This is a genomic window from Streptomyces aurantiogriseus (genome assembly GCF_014649375.1).
GTDB classification, from domain to species: Bacteria; Actinomycetota; Actinomycetes; order Streptomycetales; family Streptomycetaceae; genus Streptomyces; species Streptomyces aurantiogriseus.
On sequence record NZ_BMSX01000034.1, the window covers coordinates 1 to 21,647 of the forward strand.

The following is a 21,647-nucleotide window of genomic DNA, read 5'->3' on the forward strand; positions in this document are numbered from 1 at the left end:
CCTTTCCGGCGTTTCTGACTCTATCAGATCCTTTCGGCGCTGATTCCCCGTCAGAGGGGGTTGTCCTCCCGGCCGCTGGGCCGTTCCGACGAGTGAGACTTTAGCGGATTCCCGGCTCCCGAAGCCAATCGGGGCCTGCGTCCTTTCGAACGCGGATTCCTCATTTCGCGAATACGCACGCCAATGACACGACGGCAGCCGAATCGACTGCTCGTCGAGGAGTGGTTGGTACTTGCGGAATGGCTGCCCGGGGACCGACCGTGGTCGGCGCTCACGTCGGACAACCCGGAGAACACTACGTATCTGTCCTGGGTGTGTCAACTCTCGTCCCGAGGGCACCCCTGAGGCGTACTCTGGGGGACATGACTACGCGTACGTGCACCCAGCAGTGGTGGGCCGCCTGACGGCGGCCGGACTCACGTATGCACTCAACGGCCGCCGCCTCGGCGGCCGTTCTCGTTTCTCCCTCCTGAGGGTCGGCCGGCCGGGTGCGGCGGCCTCGACCAGGAGGTGGAGAGATGAAGCGGGTCTTCAGCGGGGTCAAGCCGACCGGGCATCTGACGCTGGGGAACTACCTGGGGGCCATGCGGCAGTGGGCTGCGGTCGATCAGCACCGGGCGGACGCGCTGTTCTGTGTCGTCGATCTGCATGCGCTGACCGTCCATCACGATCCGGCGCGGGTGCGTCGGCTCAGTCGGCAGACGGCCACGTTGCTGCTGGCGGCGGGGCTGGATCCGCAGCTGTGCACGCTGTTCGTGCAGAGTCATGTGGATGAGCACGCGCGGCTGTCGTACCTGCTGGAGTGTGTGGCCACCGACGGCGAGATGCGGCGGATGATCCAGTACAAGGAGAAGGCCGCGCGGGAGCGCGAGCGGGGTGGGAGTGTGCGGCTGTCGCTGCTGACCTATCCGGTGCTGATGGCGGCGGACATCCTGGCGTACGGGACGGATGAGGTGCCTGTGGGGGACGACCAGGCGCAGCACGTGGAGCTGACCCGGGATCTCGCGCTGCGGTTCAACCAGCGGTACGGGCAGACGTTCGTGGTGCCGAGGGCCACGCACCCGCCGGTGGCGGCGCGGGTGATGAACCTGCAGGAACCGACGTCGAAGATGGGGAAGAGCGAGGACTTCGGGCCGGGCATCGTTTATCTGCTGGATGAGCCGGACGTGGTGCGGAAGAAGGTCATGCGGGCCGTGACCGACAGCGGGCGGGAGGTCGTCTACGACCGGGAGGGACGGCCCGGGGTCGCGAATCTGCTGGAGATCCTCGCCGCGTGTACGGGTGGGAACCCGGAGGAGCTGGCGGTCGTATATCAGTCGTACGGCGATCTGAAGAAGGACACGGCGGAGGCTGTGGTGGAGGTCCTCAGGCCGGTGCAGGTCAGGCACCAGGAGTTGTGCGCTGACCCGGTGTATGTGGAGGGGGTGTTGCGGGAGGGTGCGGAGAAGGCGCGGGCGATGGCCCGGCCGGTCGTGGATGCCGCTTATCGCGCGATCGGGCTGCTGCCGCCGGTGGCGGAGCCGGTGCTGAACGCGGCTCGGTAGGCGCGAGGGCTGGTGGCGAGGCGCGATGCGAAGTGCTGACGCATCGTGACCTCGCTGCCGAAGCCGGCGCGGCGGGCGACCTCGGGGATGGGGAGGTCGGTGCGTTCGAGGAGTTTCTGGGCTGCGGCGAGGCGCTGGTCGAGGAGCCAGCGGAGGGGGGTGGTGCCGGTGGCTGCCGTGAAGTGGCGGGCGAAGCTGCGTGGGGACATACCGGCGTGTGCCGCCAGGTCGGCGACGGTGAGTGGTTCGTGGAGATGGCGCAGGGTGTGTTCGCGTACGGCGGCGAGGGTGTCGGCGTCGCGGTCCGTGTGAGGGGTGGGGTGCTCGATGAACTGGGCCTGGGTGCCTGTGCGGAAGGGGGCGGTGACCATCGAGCGGGCGATGGTGGCGGCCGCCTCGGCGCCGTGTGCCGTGCGGACGAGGTGGAGGCAGAGGTCGATGCCGGCCGCGGTGCCGGCGGCGGTCCAGATGTTGTCGTCCTCGATGAAGAGGGCGTCGGGGACGACGGTGACATGGGGGTGGTGGGCGCGGAGGAGGGCGATGAGGTTCCAGTGGGTGATCGCTCGGCGGCCGTCGAGGAGGCCGGCCTGGGCGAGGGTGAAGGCGCCGCCGCAGAGGGCGGCGATGGTGGTGCCGCGGGCGTGGGCGCGGCGGAGGGCGTCGAGGACGGGGGCGGGTGCGGGGGTGAGGTGGTCGTCGAGTCCGGGGATCAGGATCAGATCGGCCTTGGGCAGCCAGGAGAGGGTGCGGTCGGGGTGGAGGGCCAGGCCGCCGCGCATGGGGATGGGTGTGGTGGTGTCGGTGGCGACGCGGCGCAGGTCGAAGGCGGGGGCGCCGCGGTCGGTGCGGTCGGCGCCCCAGACCTCGGTGATGACGGAGACGTCGAAGGCGCGGATGCCGGGGAAGGCGACGAGGGCTACGCGATACGGGGTCTTCCGGGCTTCCTCCAGGAGCGGCATGAGTGGCAGTAAACCATCGATCGCTGTCTTTCTGCCCTCTGGGGAGGCTGCCGGTGCGGCGGCAGGATCGTGGGCATGGAGATTTCACAGAACGCGGCACTGCTGGTCGTGGACGTGCAGAAGGGCTTCGACGAGGCCGGCTTCTGGGGGCCTCGGAACAACCCCGGGGCCGATGACAACATCGCTTCGCTCATCGACGTGTGGCAGGCGTCGGGGCGGCCGGTCGTCTTCGTACGGCACGACTCGTCGAAGCCGGAGTCGCCGCTGCGGGCTGGGTACGAGGGGAACGGCTTCAAGGAGTACGTGGAGGAGCGGCGTGGGAAGGGGGCCGGGCCGGAGCTGTTCGTCACGAAGACCGTGAACTCGGCCTTCTACGGGACGCCGGATCTGGACGCCTGGTTGAGGGCGGAAGGGGTCTCGCAGGTCGTGGTGGCCGGGATCCAGACCAACATGTGCGTGGAGACGACCGCGCGGATGGGCGGGAATCTGGGGTACGAGGTCGTGGTCGCCTACGACGCCACGTACACCTTCGACCTGGAGGGGCCGTTCGGCTGGCGGCGGAGCGCGGAGGAGGTGGCGCAGGCGTCGGCGGTGTCGCTGCACGGGGGCGGGTTCGCGCGGGTGGTGACCACGGAGGAGGTGGTGAGCGCGGCGAAGTGACCGCCCCCGGCGGGCGTCAGTCCTTGGTGCCGGAGGCCAGTTCGCGGCTGCGGTCGCGGGCGGCTTCGAGGGCGGCGATGAGGGCGGCTCGTACGCCGTGGTTCTCGAGTTCGCGGATGGCGTTGATGGTGGTGCCGGCCGGTGAGGTGACGTTCTCGCGCAGCTTGACCGGATGTTCGCCGCTGTCGCGGAGCATCGTGGCGGCGCCGATCGCGGACTGGACGATGAGGTCGTGGGCCTTGTCGCGAGGCAGGCCGAGCAGGATGCCGGCGTCCGTCATGGCTTCGACCAGGTAGAAGAAGTACGCCGGGCCGGAGCCGGACAGGGCGGTGCAGGCGTCCTGCTGGGACTCGGGGACGCGGAGGGTCTTGCCCACGGCGCCGAAGATCTCCTCGGTGTGGGCGAGGTCGGCCTCGCTGGCGTGGCTGCCGGCGGAGATGACGGACATGGCCTCGTCGACGAGGGCGGGGGTGTTCGTCATGACGCGGACGACCGGGACGCCGCTGGTGAGGCGGTCCTCGATGAAGGCGGTGGTGATGCCGGCGGCCCCGCTGATGACCAGGCGGCCGGCGGGGACGTGGGGGGCGAGTTCGTCGAGGAGGGTGCCCATGTCCTGCGGCTTGACCGTGAGGATGAGGGTGTCGGCGGTCTTGGCGGCCTCGGCGTTGGTGACGGGGGTGACGCCGTAGCGGGTGCGGAGCTCTTCGGCGCGGTCGGCGCGGCGGGCGGTGACGAGGAGGTCGGCGGGGGGCCAGCCGCCTCGGAGCATTCCGCTGAGCAGGGCTTCGCCGATCTTGCCGGTGCCGAGGACTGCGACTTTCTGGGTCATGGCTGGGGTGCCCTCCGGGGGTTTGCGTCGTCCTTCGTCATCCTCGCATCGGAGGGTGGGGTGTGGCTTGGGTGTCCGGTGGGCGGACGTGGGTTGGTGGGTTGCCGTCCAGGGTTTCTCCCCCTCCGCCCTCGCCTTTCCCGTCCCTGGGGGCTGCGCCCCCGCTCACGCGGTTCGGCGTCGCAGGGTGGCCGCTCCCAAGCCCAGTACCAGCAGTGCGCAGCCCGCCACGATCAGGACGTCGCGGAGGAAGGTGGCGGTCATGTCCGTGTGGTTGAGGACCTCGTTCATGCCGTCGACGGCGTAGGACATGGGGAGGGCGTTGGAGAGGCCTTCCAGGACCGGGTGCATGGCGTCCCGTGGGGTGAAGAGGCCGCAGAGGAGGATTTGGGGGAAGATCACCGCCGGCATGAACTGGACGGCCTGGAATTCGGAGGCCGCGAAGGCTGAGACGAAGAGGCCGAGGGCGGTGCCCAGGAGGGCGTCGAGGAGAGCGACCAGGAGGAGGAGCCAGGGGCTTCCCGTCACGTCCAGGTCGAGGAACCAGAGCGCGAGGCCGGTGGCGAGGGCGGACTGGATGATCGCGAGGGTGCCGAAGGCGAGGGCGTAGCCGGCGATCAGGTCGGCCTTGCCGAGGGGGAGGGCGAGGAGGCGTTCGAGGGTGCCCGAGGTGCGTTCGCGCAGGGTGGCGATGGAGGTGACCAGGAACATCGTGATCAGCGGGAAGATGCCCAGGAGGGACGCGCCGATGCTGTCGAAGGTGCGCGGGTTGCCGTCGAAGACGTAGCGGAGCAGGAACAGCATCACGCACGGGATGAGGATCATCAGGGCGATCGTGCGGGGGTCGTGGCGGAGTTGGCGCAGGACTCGGGCGGCGGTGGCGGTGGTGCGGGAGAGGTTGAAGGGGGTGGTGGGTGCGGAGCGTGTGCGCGTGGTCATCGGGTGTTCTCCCTTTCGCGGGCGTCCTCGGTCGCCTCGTCGACCAGGTGGAGGAAGGCCGCCTCGACCGTGTCGGAGCCGGTGCGGGTGCGCAGGGCGTCGGGGGTGTCGTCGGCGAGGATCTCGCCTTCGCGCATCAGCAGGAGGCGGTGGCAGCGCTCGGCCTCGTCCATGACGTGGGAGGAGACGAGGAGGGTAGCGCCGCGGGAGTCGGCGATGGCGTGGAAGAGGTTCCACAGGTCGCGGCGGAGGACCGGGTCCAGGCCGACGGTCGGTTCGTCGAGGACGAGGAGTTCGGGGGTGCCGAGCAGGGCCACCGCCAGGGAGACGCGGCTGCGCTGGCCGCCGGAGAGGTTGCCGGCCAGGGCGTCGGCGTGGCTGGTCAGGTCGACGTCGGCGATGGCTCGGGTGACGTTCTCGTGGCGGCGTTCGGCGGCGGTGCGGCCAGGATCGAGGATCGCGGCGAAGTAGTCGAGGTTCTGGCGGACCGTCAGGTCGTCGTAGACGGAGGGGGCCTGGGTGACGTAGCCGACGCGGGTGCGGAGGGTGGGGTGGCCTGCGGGGTGGCCGAGGACGTCGAGGGTGCCGGTGACCTTGGCCTGGGTGCCGACGATCGCGCGCATCAGCGTCGACTTGCCGCAGCCCGAGGGGCCGAGGAGGCCGGTGATCTGGCCGCGCGGGACGGTGAAGTCGAGGGCGTGGAGGACCGTGCGGGGGCCTCGGACGACGGAGAGGGCACGGGCGCGTACGGCGGGGGTTTCGTCGTCGGGGCGGGGGTCCTTGTCGGGTGGCCGGGCACTGTAATTCATCATGCGGTGAACAATCTCTCCGGGGTGGGGGGCCGTCAAGTGGAGTGCGTGGTGTGGCGCAGGCGCACGGCGGCGCGAAGGGGAGGCGGACGGTCCGGTTCGCGTGCCTCCCTGTCCATCCAGTGACACCCCGTTTCGGCTGCGCGGATTCGTTCCGCCTGTCGACAATGGGATTCAGTTCGCCGCTGCCTCCCCCGTCGCGGCGCCCACGCATCTCCCGTTTCCGACCGGAGGTGCTGTCGTCATGCGCCGTGGTGTCCACAAGGCCGATCTGTTCGCTTCACTCGTCGTCTTCCTCGTCGCGCTGCCCCTGTGCGTGGGCGTCGCCCTGGCCTCCGGTGTACCCGCCGAACTGGGGCTGGTCACCGGGATCGTCGGCGGGCTCGTCGCCGGGGCGCTGCCCGGCAGCAGTCTGCAGGTGAGCGGGCCGGCGGCCGGGCTGACCGTCCTCGTCCACGAGGCCGTGCGCGCGTACGGCCTGGAGGCGCTCGGGGTGCTCGTGCTCAGCGCCGGGCTGGTGCAGCTCGGGCTCGGGGCGCTGCGGCTCGGGCGGTGGTTCCGGGCCGTGTCCGTGGCCGTCGTGCAGGGGATGCTCGCCGGCATCGGGCTGGTGCTGGTCGCCGGGCAGGTGTACGCCCTCGGGGACGCGGCCGCGCCGGCGGGCGGGCTCGGGAAGCTCGCCGGGCTGGTGTCGCTGCCGGGGCGGGTGGATCCGATGGCGTTGTCAGTGGGGGGTGCCACCATGGTCGTGTCGCTGCTGTGGGGGCGGTGGCGGCGGGGTGCGCGGCTGGTTCCGGCGCCCCTCGTGGCGGTGGCCCTGGCGGCGGCGGTGACCGGGGTGTTCGACCTGGACGTGCGGCGGGTGCAGGTCCAGGGGCTGTGGGAGGCCGTGCGGGTGCCGCAGGCGGCGGACTTCGGGCGGCTGACGGAAGTGGGGGTGATCGGGACCGTTGTGGCGTTCGCGTTGATCGCTTCGGCGGAGTCGCTGTTCAGCGCGGCGGCGGTGGACCGGCTGCATCAGGGGAGGAGAACGCACTACGACCGGGAGTTGATGGCGCAGGGCGCGGGGAACGCCGTGTGCGGGCTGCTGGGCGCGCTGCCGATGACGGCCGTCATCGTGCGGAGCGCGGCGAACGTGCAGGCCGGGGCGCGGACCAAGGCCTCGCGGGTGCTGCACGGCGTGTGGCTGCTGCTGTTCACGGCCGTCGTGCCCGCGGTGCTCGGAGTGATCCCGGTCGCGGCGCTGGCCGCGTTGCTCGTGTACGCCGGCTGCAAGCTCGTGCCGGTGCGGGAGGTGCGGAAGCTGTGGCGCGGGCATCGGGGTGAGGTGCTGGTACTGGGGGTGACGGCGGTGGCGATCGTCGTCGGGAACCTGTTCGAGGGGGTGCTGATCGGGCTGGCGCTGGCCGTGGCCAAGACGGCGTGGGAGATCAGCCATGTGCAGGTGGAGACCGAGGACTGCGGGGACACCGGGATCGTCGTCCGGGTGGTGGGGCACGCGACGTTTCTGCGGCTGCCGAAGCTGTTGGACGCGCTGGACGCGTTGGAGGTGTCGGCGCGGGATCGGGAGGTGCGGTTGGACCTGGGCGGGCTTCGGCATGTGGACCACGCCTGCGCGGCGGCCTTGGAGGGGTGGGCCGCCGCGCGGGGACGGCGCGGTCCGCACCGTCAGGGGGAGGATCAGGGGCGAGTGGCGAGCAGCAACTCGACGTCGTAGGTCTCCTCGACGGTGCCGTCCGGGAAGGCGGCCAGGAGGTGGCGGCGTTCCTCGGCGAGGAAGGCGGCGGCGCTCTCCTTGCCGTGGGCCAGAAAGACCGAACGGCTGCCGATGTTGGCCAGGTGCGTGTCGAGAGGGACGCGGCGGCTCCAGCGGACCCGGCGGCGGGCGAAGTCGAGGAGGCCGGTGGGTTCGCCGAGGGCGGTGTGGGTGCCGTCGCCGTTCGTCCCGACGACCTGGTCGATGCCGAAGTGGCCCTGGATGCGCTTCAACTGCGCGTCGATCCACGGCACATCGACGGCGCTGGTGTTCCACCACAGCGCCAGGGCGCCGCCCGGGCGCAGCACACGCAGGGCCTCCGGGACCGAGCGGGCCTGGTCGGTCCAGTGCCAGGACTGGGCGTAGGTGAGGAAGTCGAGGGAGGCGTCGGCGAGGGGGAGGTGGTTGCCGTCGCCGCGGACGATCGGCACGTCGGGCAGGGCACGGCGGAACTGCGCCGCCATGCCGTCCCCGGGTTCGACGGCGAGGACGTCGGCGCCGCGGGCGCGCAGCAGGGCGGTCGCGATGCCCGTCCCCGCGCCGATGTCGGCGACGCGGGCGCCGGCGAGGGGGCGGCCTGCCAGGTCCTCGACCGCGTCGAAGAGCGCGGCCGGGTAGGAGGGGCGACTGGCGGCGTACTGCGCTGCGGCGGAGTTGAAGGAGTGGGCTCGGGTGATGGGGGAGGGGGCCGTCATGAGGTCATCGTGGCGGGGGTCGGGTGGGGAGGTAAACGGATGTGGTGGAGGTTGGCTGGGGAGAGGCTGGACGCGGAGAAGCGGAGCTGTGGGTTTCGCGGTGCCGGCCGGGGGGCTGGGCATGGAGGAGGGGCGTGTCGCCGTTCGGGGCGGTGAGGGTGTGAGCGTGGTGGCGGTCGGCGTCGCGTACCTGGTCCGGCTGATGCGTCGCACGGCCGTGAGACGGGGAAGGGCCGGTCGAACGTTCGGTGGCGCGGGCTCCGCGTCGGTGCGTCGTTCGTGCCGTCGTTCAGGAGCGGCGGCGCTTCTTCGAGGGGTTGCGAGTACGGCGGGCGGTGCGGCGTTCGTACTGTTCGCGGGCCGTCTCGTACTCCTCGCGGTGGAGTTTCTCGCCCGGGGCCTCGATGAGGGAGCGGAAGAAGTGGGCGAGGAGGGAGCCGACGAAGCCGATGGCCAGCAGGCCGCGCAGGGAGGCCTGGCGTTCGGGGTCGGGGCGCTTGGCGAAGCTTTCCCAGGTGTGCCGGAAGGCCAGGGCGCTGCAGATCGCGAACATCACCACGACCAGCAGGGTCACGAAGCTGCCGATGTCGGCGATCGCGAGGCCCTCGTAGGCGAAGCGCAGGACGAGGCAGGAGACGGCCGCGGCGGTGAGAGAGCCGACGGCGACGGCGATGCGGCGGGCCGTGTAGCCGCGGTCGTGGTTCACCCAGGTGGTGCCGAAGAAGCGGAGGGGCTCGGGGCGGGGGCCGGTAGGGCTGCCGCCCTGGCCGGGGGAGCCCGCCGAGGCGTCCGGGGTGCCGATTTCGTCGCTCACGGGACGATTATGGCTCCGGGTGGGGGCGGGCTCCCCGGGGGGTGCGTCAGGCGCAGCGCGGTGCGATGTAGCCGTCGCTGCCCGTGCGGACGTACGCGTCCGAGACGAACTGGCTGTCGGCGATGTTGTCCCAGATATTCGTCGTACCGTACGGGCCGGTCACCGTGGTGCCCGCCTTCTGGCAGAAGATCGGCACCCTCGTGCCCTCGGGCAGGACCTTGACGACCGGGTAGCTGGTGCCGGGGCCGCTGCGGACGTTCAGGCGGACGCCGGGCGCGACCGGGTAGTACGTCAGGGACGCCGCCGCTACGGCCTCCGCCTCGTCGCTGTTCTCGGCCTCTTCGACATGCTCGACAGACATGAAAAACCTCCCCCGTTGAACCCCATGACTGCCATGGGGACACGTTCCTTCCCCTGAATCACGACATGAAACACATGTACGCAACTCGCACGTGGAGGCTAGCAAGCCGCCTCGGTCTCGTTCGAGTCATCGACTAGGCTCCGTGCGTCGCGCGCGCGGCCGAACAGCACGGGGGTGGTCCATGACGCCACAGCGCAACACCGGGGCGGGCGCGGAAGCGGAACTTCCGGAATACGCCGGTCACTACCATCTGGAGTCCTGCCTGGGCTCCGGCGGCATGGGCGTTGTCCACCTGGCCCGCAGCACCTCCGGGATGAAGCTCGCGGTGAAGGTCGTCCACGCCGAGTTCGCCAGGGATCCCGAGTTCAGGGGGCGATTCCGGCAGGAGATCGCGGCCGCGCGAAGAGTCAGCGGTGCCTTCACCGCACCCGTCGTCGACGCCGACCCGGAAGCCGAACGGCCCTGGATGGCCACCTTGTTCATCCCGGGCCCGACCCTGTCGGAGCACGTGAAGCGGAACGGGCCCATGGGGGCGGGTGAGTTGCGGCGGCTGATGGCCGGCCTCGCGGAGGCGCTGCGCGACATCCACCGGGTCGGGGTCGTGCACCGTGATCTGAAGCCCAGCAACGTGCTGCTCGCCGAGGACGGTCCGAAGGTCATCGACTTCGGCATCTCCCGGCCGAAGGACAGCGAACTGCGCACCGAGACGGGCAAGTTGATCGGCACCCCGCCGTTCATGGCGCCGGAGCAGTTCCGCCGCCCGCGGGAGGTCGGGCCCGCCGCCGACATCTTCGCGCTGGGATCCGTGCTCGTCCACGCGGCGACCGGGCGGGGGCCGTTCGACTCCGACAGCCCGTACGTCGTCGCCTACCAGGTGGTCCACGACGAGCCCGATCTGACGGGCGTGCCGGAGAACCTCGCGCCGCTGGTGCTGCGCTGTCTGGCCAAGGAGCCCGAGGAGCGGCCCACGCCGGACGAGTTGATGCGGGAGCTGCGGTCGGTCGCGGCCTCGTACGACACGCAGGCGTTCATACCGACGCAGCGGTCGATGGACGCACCGCAGCCGGACGCGCCGAAGCCGCCGCAGGAGCAGGACGCGGAGGCGGCGCGAGCGAGCGGGCCACGGCGGAGTCGGCGCGGACGCGTCGCCCTCGCCGTCGGGGCCCTGGTCCTCGTCGTGGGGGCAGGACTCGTCTCCGCGCGGTTGCTCGGCGGAGGCGACGCGGACAGCACCGGGCGGAACACGGGCGCCTCCCGGTCGGCGGCGGATGCGTTCACTCCTTGGGCGACGCGGCCGGCCACGGGCGGAGCCGGCGGCATGCCCCAGTGCGCGTACGACGCGAAGCGGCTGATCTGCGCCCAGTCGGAGCTGGTGTCCGCGCTCGACGCGTCCGACGGGCGCGTGGTGTGGCGGCATGCGCTGTCCGCCGGCGACAAACCCGGCGAGGCACCGGTCCTCGCGGGCGGGCTGGCGCATGTGCTGACGCACTCGGGCAAGCGTGTGGAGGCCCTTGATCCGTCGTCCGGCAAGACGCGCTGGCAGCGGGAGGTGTCGGCGTATCCGGGGATCCGGTACGTCGGCGGAACGCTCCTGCTCACCGCGGCCGACGGCACGGTGACCGGCGTGGACGCCGCCTCGGGACGGACCAGGTGGAGCCGGCGGATGCCCGGGGCCGGCCAGCCGTACTTCGTGTCGTTCCCCGGCGACCCGCTGGCGTATGTGACGACCACGTCCGGCGACGGGCGTACACGGATCACGGCGGTGGACCCCGCCACCGGTGACGTGCGCTGGGACGAGCGGTTCAACGGCGAACTGACCCCGGTGGGCACCGCCCGCGACAGCCTCGTCCTGCTGTCCGGCAGCGGCGAGTACGGCAAGGCCGACGCCGTGGTCCGCTTCTATCCCGAGACCAAGGTGTCACGGCGGGTGGCGCTGAGCGTCGCGCTGCAGCAGGCGAGCGCGGCGGTGCACGGGGACCGCGTCTACCTCCTGACGTTCGACGGTTCGCTCGTCGCCGTCGACACGCTCGCGGGGAAGCGGCTGTGGTCCCTGCAGACAGCCGTGAGCCGGGGGTCGGTGCCGACGGCCGACGGCGAGCATGTGTACTTCAGCGCCCCCGACGGCCGTCTCCTCGCCGTCGACGCCGACGCGGGGAAGCTCATCGGGCAGACGGCACTGCGGCTCGGCGCCGACTCCGACAAGGTGGTGACCGCCCTGCCCGCGCCCGGGGCGGTCGGCGGCCGCGTCTACGCCGGCGCTCCGGACGGCACCGTCTTCGCGGTGGACGGATCCGATCCCTCGGGCTGGTGACCCCGGGAGCCCCATGACACGCCAAGGGGCCGCCCCAGGAGGCGGCCCCAGCGGCGAACGTGGGCGTCAGCCCAGCTTCGACACGTCCCGCACCGCGCCCTTGTCGGCGCTCGTGGCCATCGCGGCGTAGGCACGCAGGGCGGCGGAGACCTTGCGGTCGCGGTTCTTCGGGGCGTACGCCCCGTTCAACGACTGCTCGCGGCGCGCGAGTTCCGCCTCGTCGACGAGCAACTCGATCGTGCGGTTCGGGATGTCGATGCGGATGCGGTCGCCGTCCTCGACGAGCGCGATCGTGCCGCCGGCGGCCGCCTCGGGGGAGGCGTGGCCGATGGACAGACCCGAGGTGCCACCGGAGAAACGGCCGTCCGTGACCAGCGCGCAGGCCTTGCCCAGGCCGCGGCCCTTCAGGTACGAGGTCGGGTAGAGCATCTCCTGCATACCGGGGCCGCCCTTGGGGCCCTCGTAGCGGATGACGACCACGTCGCCTTCCTTGACCTGCTGGGTGAGGACCTTCTGGACGGCCTCCTCCTGCGACTCGCAGACGACCGCCGGGCCCTCGAAGGTCCAGATCGACTCGTCGACGCCGGCCGTCTTGACCACGCAGCCGTCGACGGCGAGGTTGCCCTTGAGGACCGCCAGGCCGCCGTCCTTGGAGTAGGCGTGCTCGACGGAGCGGATGCAGCCGCCCTCGGCGTCCTCGTCGAGGTCCGCCCAGCGCTCCGACTGGGAGAAGGCCTCGGCGGAGCGGACGCAGCCGGGGGCCGCGTGCCACAGCTCGACCGCCTCGGGGGACGGGGAGCCGCCGCGGACGTCCCACGTCTTCAGCCAGTCCGCCAGGGACGGGCTGTGGACCGCGTGCACGTCCTCGTTGAGCAGGCCCGCGCGGTGCAGCTCGCCGAGGAGGGCCGGGATGCCGCCGGCGCGGTGCACGTCCTCCATGTAGTACGTGCGGTTCTTGGCGACGTTCGGGGCCACCTTGGCCAGGCACGGGACGCGGCGGGAGACCGCGTCGATCTCGTTCAGGCCGAAGGGGACGCCCGCCTCCTGGGCCGCCGCCAGCAGGTGCAGGATCGTGTTGGTGGAGCCGCCCATCGCGATGTCCAGGGCCATCGCGTTCTCGAACGCGGAGAACGTGGCGATGTTGCGCGGCAGGACCGTCTCGTCGTCCTGCTCGTAGTAGCGGCGGGTGATGTCCATGACCGTGCGGGCGGCGTCGACGTAGAGCTGCTTGCGCGCGGTGTGGGTGGCCAGGACCGAGCCGTTGCCCGGCAGCGAGAGCCCGATCGCCTCGGTCAGGCAGTTCATCGAGTTGGCCGTGAACATGCCGGAACAGCTGCCGCAGGTCGGACAGGCGTTCTCCTCGATACGGAGGATGTCCTCGTCCGAGATCTTGTCGTTCACGGCGTCGGAGATCGCGTCGACCAGGTCGAGCGTACGGACCGTGCCGTCGACGAGGGTGGCGCGGCCGGACTCCATGGGGCCACCGGAGACGAAGACCGTGGGGATGTTCAGCCGCAGGGCGGCGTTCAGCATGCCCGGGGTGATCTTGTCGCAGTTGGAGATGCAGACCAGGGCGTCGGCGCAGTGCGCCTCGACCATGTACTCCACGCTGTCCGCGATCAGGTCGCGGGAGGGCAGGCTGTAGAGCATGCCGCCGTGGCCCATCGCGATGCCGTCGTCGACGGCGATGGTGTTGAACTCGCGCGGGATGCCGCCGGCCTCGACGATCGCCTCGCTGACGATGCGGCCGACCGGCTGGAGGTGGGTGTGACCCGGCACGAACTCCGTGAAGCTGTTGGCGACCGCGATGATCGGCTTCCGGCCGATGTCTGCACCGGGTACACCGGAGGCGCGCATAAGGGCGCGGGCGCCCGCCATGTTGCGGCCGTGGGTGACTGTGCGGGACCTCAGCTCGGGCATCGTCGCTCGCTCCTTCAGACAGATCTGACTGTTGTCGAGCGTACGCCGGTCATCCAGGGGGCGGGATGAGGTGTCCGAAATGCGGGATGCGTGTCTCGTGGGGATGCGCCGGTCTCGCGGGGATGCGCCGGCGCCTGCGGCTCATGGCCCGGTGAGGTGCCCCTGCCCCACCGGCGCCACCCGCTCGGCGCTCCGCTCCGGGTCCGCCGACGCGAGCGGCTCCAGGTTGATCACGTACCGCATCGCGGGCGCGAAGGCGGCCTCTACGGCCGCCACAAGGACCTGCCCCTTGATGCCGAAGCAGCGGTGCACGAGCGCCGGGTCCACGCCGGCGGCCTTCGCGGTGCCCCGCACGGAGACCTTCTCGTAGCCCCGCACGGAGAACTCCTCGCGGGCCGCGGTGAGGATGCGGTCGCGGCTGTCGGCCGAGTCGGTGCGCGGGGGCCGGCCGCGGCGCGGCGCCCCGGTGTCGGTCACCGGCGGGGCACCTTCAGCGCCGACGCCAGGTGCAGGCGCGTGAAGGCCAGGGCCTCCGCGAGGTCGGCCTCACGTTCGACGCTGGACATCGCGCGCCGCGTGTTGACCTCGATGACGACATGCCCGTCGAAGCCGCTCAGCGCGAGCCGCTCCAGCAGTTCGGCGCAGGGCTGTGTGCCGCGGCCGGGGACCAGGTGCTCGTCCTTGTTGGAGCCGCTGCCGTCGGCGAGGTGCACGTGCCCGAGGCGGTCGCCCATGCGGTCGAGCAGGTGGATCGCGTCCGTACGGGCCGTCGCGGCATGGCTGAGATCGATCGTGAAGTGCCGGTAGTCGTCCTTGGTCACGTCCCAGTCCGGCGCGTACGCGAGCATCTCGCGGTCCCGGTAGCGCCAGGGGTACATGTTCTCGACGGCGAACCGTACGTCCGTCTCGTCCGCCATCCGCCAGATCCCCTGGACGAAGTCGCGCGCGTACTGGCGCTGCCAGCGAAAGGGCGGGTGGACGACGACGGTGGTCGCTCCGAGCTGCTCGGCCGCCGCGCGCGCCCGCTGGAGCTTCACCCACGGGTCGGTCGACCACACCCGTTGCGTGATGAGCAGGCAGGGGGCGTGAACGGCCAGGATCGGGACCTGGTGGTAGTCGCTGAGCCTGCGCAGCGCGTCGATGTCCTGGCTGACCGGGTCGTTCCACACCATGACCTCGACCCCGTCGTACCCGAGGCGCGCGGCGATCTCGAAGGCCGTCGCCGTCGACTCCGGATAGACCGAGGCCGTCGACAGGGCGACCTTCGCATCCGGGATGCGCACGACGGGCTCTGCCATGGGGGACAGATTACGGGGTGCGGTGGGTGAGCTGCGGGGCGCCCGACCGCCGTTGTGGTGTTCGCCACGGGCGGGTGCGGCCTGTGTGCGGTTGCTCGCGCCCAGTCGGCGAAGCCGTACATGTCACAGCCCTGCGCCCCTTCGGGGTACTGCCGTACATGCCACAGTCCCGTGCCCCCTCGGGGGCACTGCCGTACATGTCACAGCCCCGCGCCCCTTCGGGGGCACTACGGCGAACCCATGTGGTCGAGTCGACGCAGGATCACGCCCTCCCGCAGCGCCCAGGGGCAGATCTCCAGCGTCTCCACCCCGAACAGGTCCATCGCCCCCTCGGCGACCAGCGCGCCCGCCAGGAGCTGGCCCGCGCGGCCCTCGGAGACCCCCGGGAGCTCCGCGCGCTGGTCGGCGGTCATGCCGGCCAGACGCGGCACCCAGGCCTCCAGGGACTCCCGCTTGAGCTCGCGCTGGACGTAGGGGCCGTCGGCGGAGCGGGCGGCGCCGGCGAGGCGGGCGAGCTGCTTGAAGGTCTTCGACGTGGCGACGACGTGGTCGGGGGTGCCGAAGCGGCTGAACTCCCCCACCGTGCGGGCGATCTCCGCGCGCGCGTGCCGGCGCAGCGCCCGTATGTTCTCGGGGTCCGGCGGGTCCCCGGGCAGCCAGCCGGCCGTGAGCCGGCCCGCGCCGAGCGGGAGGGAGACGGCAGCGTCGGGCTCCTCGTCGATGCCGTACGCGATCTCCAGGGAGCCGCCGCCGATGTCCAGGACGAGCAGCTTGCCGGCCGACCAGCCGAACCAGCGGCGGGCGGCGAGGAAGGTGAGCCGGGCCTCCTCCGCACCGGTGAGGACCTGGAGCTCGACGCCGGTCTCGGCCTGCACGCGCGCGAGGACGTCGTCGGCGTTGCTGGCCTCGCGCACCGCGGAGGTGGCGAACGGCAGCATGTCCTCGACGCCCTTGTCCTCGGCGGCCTGGAGGGCCTCCTGGATGACGGTGATCAGTTTGTCGACGCCCTCGGAGCCGATCGCCCCGCTCGCGTCGAGGAGTTGGGCGAGGCGCAACTCCGCCTTGTGCGAGTGCGCGGGCAGCGGACACGCGCCGGGGTGTGCATCCACCACCAGCAGATGCACCGTGTTCGATCCCACGTCGAGGACACCGAGTCTCATGTGAGGAACGCTACTGCCCGTCGGGCTGCCCTCCGTCTCCGATGCGCAACCTGAGACGGTGCTGTAAGCAGACGCGGGCGACTTACCCTGGACGCGTGCCAAAGACGAAAAAGGCGAAGGACGAAAAGGCCGACAAGGCTGCCAAGACGGCCAAATCCACCAAGGGTTCTTCGCAGGTGAAGTCATCGACGAAGTCGCGGAAGGCCCTGGTCGCGGACGAGAAGGGCCTCGATTTCGCGCGCGCGTGGGTGGAGTTTCCTGATCCGGCGGACGACGAGCAGGTGTTCCGCTGCGATCTGACATGGCTGACCTCTCGCTGGAACTGCATCTTCGGCAGCGGTTGCCAGGGCATCCAGGCGGGCCGCGCGGACGACGGCTGCTGCACGCTGGGCGCCCACTTCTCTGACGAGGACGACGAGAAGCGGGTGGCCGAACATGTGGCACGGCTCACACCCGACATCTGGCAGCACCACGACGAGGGCACACGCGGCGGCTGGGTCTCGGAGGACGAGGAGGGATCCCGCCAGACCCGCCCGTTCAACGGCTCGTGCATCTTCCAGAACCGTCCGGGCTTCGCGGGCGGCGCCGGCTGCTCGCTGCACATCCTGGCTCTCCAGGAGGGCCGCGAGCCGCTGGAGACCAAGCCGGACGTCTGCTGGCAGCTGCCGGTGCGGCGTACCTACGACTGGATCGACCGGCCCGACGACACCCGCGTGCTGCAGGTGTCGATCGGCGAGTACGACCGGCGCGGCTGGGGCCCGGGCGGCCACGACCTGCACTGGTGGTGCACGTCGGCCACCTCGGCGCACGGCGCGGGTGAGCCGGTGTACGTCTCCTACCGGGCGGAGCTGACCGAGCTGATGGGCAAGGCCGGCTACGACCGTCTGGTCGAGCTGTGCGAGGAGCGGCTGGCCTCGCAGCTGCCGCTGCTGGCACCGCACCCGGCGGATCCGGATCCGACCGTCTGAGCGGCTCACGACGAGGACGGGCTCGGGGCACCGCCGCCGGACGGCGGTTCCGAGCCCCCCGGATCGGACGGCGTCGAGGCGCTGGGCGTGGGCTCCGGGTCGGGCGAGGACGGTGGATCGCTCGGCGTGGGGTCGGTGGAGGCCGAGGCCGTGGGGGTCGGGTCCGGGTCCGCCGGGGTGGGCGGGTCCGTGGGGGTGCCGGGGCGGGGGTCCGTGGGGGCGGGTGCGGTGCCGTAGCCGTCGATGGAGACGAGGGCGGCCGCGGGGGAGATCGCCACGCGCGCGCGCCAGTGGCCGGAGGGCTCGCGCAGATGGTCGACGTACACCTTGATCGTCGTCGACTCGCCGGGGGCGAGCGTGCCCGTGGAGCGGCTCAGGTAGAGCCAGGGGGCTCCGGTGGACGCGGTCCAGCGGACCGGCTCGGGTGCGTCCGTGGCCGCGGTGAGGGTGATCAGGGTGGTGTCGCCGCTGTTGCGGGCGGTCACGGTGAGGCGGTCCGCGCCGTTCCTGCCGAGCCCCTTGACGCTGATGACCGCCACGGAGACGTCCGGCTCGTTGCCCTTGGTGAAGCCTGCGCCGGGGCGGGTGTCGGCGTTCCCGGCGTTCTGGTAGCCGCCGGGTGCCTCGGCGTCGAGGCTGTCGCGGTCGTGCGCCTCGCTGGCCGTGGCCGAGCGGCCCTCGGCTCCCTCGGCGGTGGGCGTGCCCCGGTAGGCGGCCCACAGGGCGAGCACGGGGGCGGCGATGACGGTGGCGACGACGGTCGTCGTGACGGCACGCGCGCGGAGGCGGTCCCGGCGGGCGGCGCGGTCCTTGGGGTCCATGGGGAAGCCGCGCCGGTCGAAGCGGGGCGCGGCGGCACCCCGCGCGCGCGGGAGGTGCGCCATGACGACGCGCAGGTCCGCGCGGGGCGCTTCCAGGACGGGCAGCTCGGCGGGTGTGACGCCGGCGCCGGGCCAGCGGCCGGGGACCGCGCGCTCGGCGGCCCTGCGGCAGCGCGGACAGTCGTCGACGTGCCGCACGAGCTCGCGGCGCAGGGCGGCGCTGAGCACGAGCTGGTGGTCGCCGGTGAGACGGGCCACACCGGGGCAGCCGCCGGTCTCGACGACGGCGAGGGCCGCGCGTGTGCGCTCGACCTCGCAGGCGGCGGAGGCGAGCAGCTCACGGGCGGTGGCGAGGCCCAGCCCGAGGACGGCGGCGACCTCATGGGCGGCGAGGTGGTGGCGTACGGCGAGTTCGAGCGCCTCGCGCTGTTCCGGGGTGGTGCCGGCGGCTTCCGGCCAGGCGAGCAGGGAGAGTTCGCGCCGCCGCTGCTCCTGGACCTCGTCGGGCACGGGCGCGCCGTCGGCTTTCGCACCGGTCGCCCGGTGCGCGCCGGAGCGCCCGGCCGCGTGGGTGGCCTGACGTTTCTGCTTGGCCTCGGCCAGCTTGCGCAGGCAGGCCCAGCGGGCCAGCGCGTACAGCCAGGCCCGGCGCTCGCCGACGACGTCGGGGACGCGCGGCCCGCGCCGCTCGGCGAGCGCGAGGGCGTCCGCGAGCGCCGCCGTGGCCGCGTCGTGGTCGCACAGGACGGACAGGCAGTAGGTGAACAAGCCGTCCACATACGGCTCGTAGCGCGCGGGCAGCCGCTGCGCCGGCGTGCGCGCCCCGGCGCGGTCGCGCGCCTCCCGGTGCGCCCGGTGTGCGCCGGTCGTGCGGGTCGAGGTTTCCGGACTGCTGCTCATCACCCGTGCGACCGTAGGCGGAGCGGAACGACCTCTTCTGCCCCCTTCAGGCCATTTAATCCGTACGGGTGAAACGATCCCTCATAAGGGGACAGGAACGGATGATTCCGTGGCTCGTTCACGATGGGCGGTGGCTGATTCACAGGGGGTGCGTGTGCCGGGCGTCCACCCCGCCGAGCGCGCAACCCGGCCTCGGCCGGACCCCCCTCATCCACAGGCTCGGCCCGTTGTCAGTCCCGGCGGCTACGGTTTCCCCATGGCTGCCCGTACGAAGACCACCAAGGACCGCCCGTCCTACCGCTGCACGGAATGCGGCTGGCAGACGGCCAAGTGGCTCGGCCGCTGCCCCGAATGCCAGGCCTGGGGCACGATCGAGGAGTACGGCGCGCCCGCTGTCCGTACGACGACGCCGGGGCGCGTCACCACCTCCGCCCTGCCCATCGGCGAGGTCGACGGCCGTCAGGCCACCGCCCGCCCCACCGGTGTGCCCGAGTTGGACCGTGTCCTCGGCGGCGGGCTGGTCCCCGGCGCGGTCGTCCTCCTCGCCGGCGAGCCGGGCGTCGGCAAGTCCACGCTGCTGCTCGACGTGGCCGCCAAGTCGGCGAGCGACGAGCACCGCACGCTCTATGTCACGGGCGAGGAGTCCGCGAGCCAGGTCCGCCTGCGCGCGGACCGCATCGGCGCCATCGACGACCATCTGTATCTCGCCGCGGAGACCGACCTGGCCGCGGTCCTGGGCCACCTGGACGCTGTGAAGCCCTCACTGCTGATCCTCGACTCGGTGCAGACGGTGGCCTCCCCGGAGATCGACGGAGCGCCCGGCGGCATGGCCCAGGTCCGCGAGGTCGCCGGCGCCCTCATCCGCGCCTCCAAGGAGCGTGGCATGTCCACCCTCCTTGTGGGCCATGTCACCAAGGACGGCGCCATCGCCGGCCCGCGCCTCCTCGAGCACCTCGTGGACGTCGTCCTGCACTTCGAGGGCGACCGGCACGCGCGCCTGCGCCTCGTACGGGGCGTCAAGAACCGCTACGGCGCCACCGACGAGGTCGGCTGCTTCGAACTGCACGACGAGGGCATCACGGGCCTTGCCGACCCAAGCGGACTTTTCCTGACGCGTCGTGACGAACCGGTACCCGGTACCTGCCTGACGGTCACCCTGGAGGGCCGCCGCCCCCTGGTCGCCGAGGTCCAGGCGCTCACCGTCGACTCACAGATCCCGTCCCCCCGCCGGACGACCTCCGGCCTGGAGACGTCCCGCGTGTCGATGATGCTCGCGGTCCTGGAGCAGCGGGGCAGGATCAGCGCCCTCGGCAAGCGGGACATCTACTCCGCGACGGTGGGCGGAGTGAAGCTCTCCGAGCCAGCGGCGGACCTGGCGATCGCCCTCGCGCTGGCCTCCGCGGCAAGCGACACCCCGCTGCCCAAGAACCTCGTCGCGATCGGCGAAGTCGGCCTTGCGGGCGAGGTCAGACGGGTCACGGGCGTCCAGCGCAGGCTCGCCGAGGCACACCGTCTGGGCTTCACGCACGCGCTCGTCCCGGGCGACCCGGGCAAGATCCCTTCCGGAATGAAGGTCCTGGAAGTCGCGGACATAGGGGACGCCCTGCGGGTCCTGCCGCGTTCCCGTCGCCGAGACGCCCCACGGGACGAGGAGGAGCGCCGGTAGACTTTGCCCAGGTCTCGCCCGTCCGTACGAACCGAGTGCGCGAAACGGGAGCGCCCCAGAACCTGCGACCGGAGGAGTGCAGTGGCAGCCAACGACCGGGCGGCAGCTCCCGGAAAGTCCGGTGGGAGTTCCGGTGCCGACGGCCTGATGCGCGCCTCGCTGAGCGCGGTGGCTCCCGGCACGGCCCTGCGCGACGGCCTCGAGCGGGTTCTCCGCGGCAACACCGGCGGACTCATCGTGCTGGGCTCCGACAAGACGGTCGAGGCGATGTGCACAGGTGGTTTCGTCCTGGATGTCGAGTTCACGGCCACGCGCCTGCGCGAATTGTGCAAGCTCGACGGCGGCATCGTGCTCTCCTCCGACCTGTCGAAGATCCTGCGGGCCGGCGTCCAACTGGTGCCGGACCCCACGATCCCGACGGAGGAGACGGGCACCCGCCACCGCACGGCGGACCGCGTCAGCAAGCAGGTCGGCTTCCCCGTCGTCTCGGTCTCCCAGTCGATGCGCCTGATCGCGCTCTACGTCGACGGCCAGCGCCGCGTCCTGGAGGACTCGGCGGCGATCCTGTCCCGCGCGAACCAGGCACTGGCGACCCTGGAGCGCTACAAGCTCCGCCTGGACGAGGTCGCGGGAACGTTGTCAGCACTGGAGATCGAGGACCTGGTGACGGTCCGGGACGTCTCCGCGGTGGCCCAGCGCCTGGAGATGGTGCGCCGCATCGCCACCGAAATCGCCGAATACGTGGTCGAACTGGGCACTGACGGACGTCTCCTCGCCCTCCAGCTCGACGAGTTGATCGCGGGCGTGGAGCCGGAGCGCTCACTGGTCGTCCGGGACTACGTCCCCGAGCCCACGGCCAAGCGCTCCCGTACGGTCGACGAGGCGCTGTACGAGCTGGACGCCCTGACCCACGCCGAGCTTCTCGAACTGCCCACGGTGGCCCGCGCGTTGGGCTACACCGGCTCCCCCGAGGCCCTCGACTCGGCGGTGTCCCCCCGCGGCTTCCGCCTCCTGGCCAAGGTGCCCCGCCTCCCCGGCGCGATCATCGACCGCCTGGTGGAACACTTCGGCGGCCTCCAGAAGCTCCTCGCCGCCAGCGTCGACGACCTCCAGACCGTGGACGGCGTGGGCGAGGCGAGGGCGCGCAGCGTTCGTGAGGGGCTGTCGCGACTGGCCGAGTCGTCGATCCTGGAGCGGTACGTCTAGCTGCTGCTCGCAGGCTGCGGGCACCAGCACC

Annotated in this window: 19 protein-coding genes; 7 read left to right on the forward strand and 12 right to left on the reverse strand. The window is 71.8% G+C overall.

All coding sequences use genetic code 11. The features are described from left to right. The first annotated feature begins 518 nt into the window (after positions 1-518). Positions 519-1,544 (forward strand): tryptophan--tRNA ligase, encoded by a 1,026-nt coding sequence (gene trpS, locus IE263_RS43130; RefSeq protein WP_189943595.1) that lies wholly within the window; start codon positions 519-521, stop codon positions 1,542-1,544. Here trpS and IE263_RS43135 read toward each other — a convergent pair. Beyond that, on the reverse strand, positions 1,484-2,503 hold the full coding sequence (locus tag IE263_RS43135; RefSeq protein WP_189943596.1) for a GlxA family transcriptional regulator: 1,020 nt from the start codon (positions 2,501-2,503) through the stop codon (positions 1,484-1,486). The genes trpS and IE263_RS43135 overlap by 61 nt on opposite strands. 75 nt (positions 2,504-2,578) lie before the next feature. Here IE263_RS43135 and IE263_RS43140 point away from each other — a divergent pair, with 75 nt between their 5' ends. Next, positions 2,579-3,163, forward strand: coding sequence for a cysteine hydrolase family protein (locus IE263_RS43140; RefSeq protein WP_189943597.1), 585 nt, complete (start codon positions 2,579-2,581; stop codon positions 3,161-3,163). Between the two features lie 16 nt (positions 3,164-3,179). Here the strand turns inward: IE263_RS43140 and proC are convergent, their stop codons facing one another. The 3 genes from proC to IE263_RS43155 form a co-directional block, all read right to left on the reverse strand. Beyond that, positions 3,180-3,992, reverse strand: a complete 813-nt coding sequence (gene proC / locus IE263_RS43145; protein ID WP_189943598.1) for a pyrroline-5-carboxylate reductase — start codon at positions 3,990-3,992, stop codon at positions 3,180-3,182. Positions 3,993-4,157: 165 nt separating this feature from the next. Further along, positions 4,158-4,931 carry an ABC transporter permease gene (locus IE263_RS43150; protein ID WP_189943599.1) on the reverse strand — a complete coding sequence of 258 codons (774 nt, stop codon included), beginning with the start codon at positions 4,929-4,931 and terminating at the stop codon, positions 4,158-4,160. After that, the gene (locus IE263_RS43155) at positions 4,928-5,743 is read right to left on the reverse strand and encodes an ABC transporter ATP-binding protein (protein ID WP_189943600.1); all 816 of its coding nucleotides are present in this window, start codon (positions 5,741-5,743) and stop codon (positions 4,928-4,930) included. Before IE263_RS43155 ends, IE263_RS43150 begins: the two co-directional genes overlap by 4 nt. Before the next feature lie 241 nt (positions 5,744-5,984). Between IE263_RS43155 and IE263_RS43160 the strand changes: the two genes are divergently transcribed. Continuing rightward, on the forward strand, positions 5,985-7,457 hold the full coding sequence (locus tag IE263_RS43160; protein WP_189943601.1) for a SulP family inorganic anion transporter: 1,473 nt from the start codon (positions 5,985-5,987) through the stop codon (positions 7,455-7,457). On the opposite strand, the gene IE263_RS43165 is transcribed toward IE263_RS43160, so the two are convergent. The 3 genes from IE263_RS43165 to IE263_RS43175 all read right to left on the reverse strand — a co-directional run bounded on the left by IE263_RS43165 (position 7,421) and on the right by IE263_RS43175 (position 9,366). Next, positions 7,421-8,191, reverse strand: coding sequence for a class I SAM-dependent methyltransferase (locus IE263_RS43165; protein ID WP_189943602.1), 771 nt, complete (start codon positions 8,189-8,191; stop codon positions 7,421-7,423). The genes IE263_RS43160 and IE263_RS43165 overlap by 37 nt on opposite strands. Before the next feature lie 289 nt (positions 8,192-8,480). After that, the gene (locus IE263_RS43170; RefSeq protein WP_189943603.1) at positions 8,481-9,005 is read right to left on the reverse strand and encodes an EamA/RhaT family transporter; all 525 of its coding nucleotides are present in this window, start codon (positions 9,003-9,005) and stop codon (positions 8,481-8,483) included. Positions 9,006-9,051: 46 nt separating this feature from the next. Continuing rightward, positions 9,052-9,366 carry an SH3 domain-containing protein gene (locus IE263_RS43175; protein WP_189943604.1) on the reverse strand — a complete coding sequence of 105 codons (315 nt, stop codon included), beginning with the start codon at positions 9,364-9,366 and terminating at the stop codon, positions 9,052-9,054. 181 nt (positions 9,367-9,547) lie between these two features. Between IE263_RS43175 and IE263_RS43180 the strand changes: the two genes are divergently transcribed. Beyond that, positions 9,548-11,677 (forward strand): serine/threonine-protein kinase, encoded by a 2,130-nt coding sequence (locus IE263_RS43180; RefSeq protein WP_189943605.1) that lies wholly within the window; start codon positions 9,548-9,550, stop codon positions 11,675-11,677. 66 nt (positions 11,678-11,743) lie between these two features. Here IE263_RS43180 and ilvD read toward each other — a convergent pair whose 3' ends face one another. The 4 genes from ilvD to IE263_RS43200 form a co-directional block, all read right to left on the reverse strand. After that, on the reverse strand, positions 11,744-13,597 hold the full coding sequence (gene ilvD, locus IE263_RS43185; protein ID WP_189943606.1) for a dihydroxy-acid dehydratase: 1,854 nt from the start codon (positions 13,595-13,597) through the stop codon (positions 11,744-11,746). Positions 13,598-13,738: 141 nt separating this feature from the next. After that, complete coding sequence (locus tag IE263_RS43190; RefSeq protein WP_189943607.1) at positions 13,739-14,074, reverse strand: TetR/AcrR family transcriptional regulator; 336 nt, start codon at positions 14,072-14,074, stop codon at positions 13,739-13,741. After that, complete coding sequence (locus IE263_RS43195) at positions 14,071-14,895, reverse strand: sugar phosphate isomerase/epimerase family protein (protein WP_189943608.1); 825 nt, start codon at positions 14,893-14,895, stop codon at positions 14,071-14,073. Before IE263_RS43195 ends, IE263_RS43190 begins: the two co-directional genes overlap by 4 nt. A 227-nt stretch (positions 14,896-15,122) precedes the next feature. Next, the gene (locus IE263_RS43200; protein ID WP_189943609.1) at positions 15,123-16,055 is read right to left on the reverse strand and encodes a Ppx/GppA family phosphatase; all 933 of its coding nucleotides are present in this window, start codon (positions 16,053-16,055) and stop codon (positions 15,123-15,125) included. Between the two features lie 95 nt (positions 16,056-16,150). On the opposite strand from IE263_RS43200, the gene IE263_RS43205 reads away from it, so the two are divergent. Further along, positions 16,151-17,023: a DUF3109 family protein gene (locus tag IE263_RS43205; RefSeq protein WP_189943610.1), complete on the forward strand. Its 873-nt coding sequence runs from the start codon at positions 16,151-16,153 to the stop codon at positions 17,021-17,023. 5 nt (positions 17,024-17,028) lie between these two features. Here IE263_RS43205 and IE263_RS43210 read toward each other — a convergent pair whose 3' ends face one another. Further along, entirely contained in the window at positions 17,029-18,747 is a 1,719-nt protein-coding gene (locus tag IE263_RS43210) for a hypothetical protein (RefSeq protein ID WP_189943611.1), read from the reverse strand. A 253-nt stretch (positions 18,748-19,000) separates the two neighbouring features. On the opposite strand from IE263_RS43210, the gene radA reads away from it, so the two are divergent. After that, on the forward strand, positions 19,001-20,410 hold the full coding sequence (gene radA, locus IE263_RS43215) for a DNA repair protein RadA (protein WP_189943612.1): 1,410 nt from the start codon (positions 19,001-19,003) through the stop codon (positions 20,408-20,410). Positions 20,411-20,491: 81 nt separating this feature from the next. Then, positions 20,492-21,616, forward strand: a complete 1,125-nt coding sequence (gene disA / locus IE263_RS43220; RefSeq protein WP_189943613.1) for a DNA integrity scanning diadenylate cyclase DisA — start codon at positions 20,492-20,494, stop codon at positions 21,614-21,616. Positions 21,617-21,647: the final 31 nt, after the last annotated feature.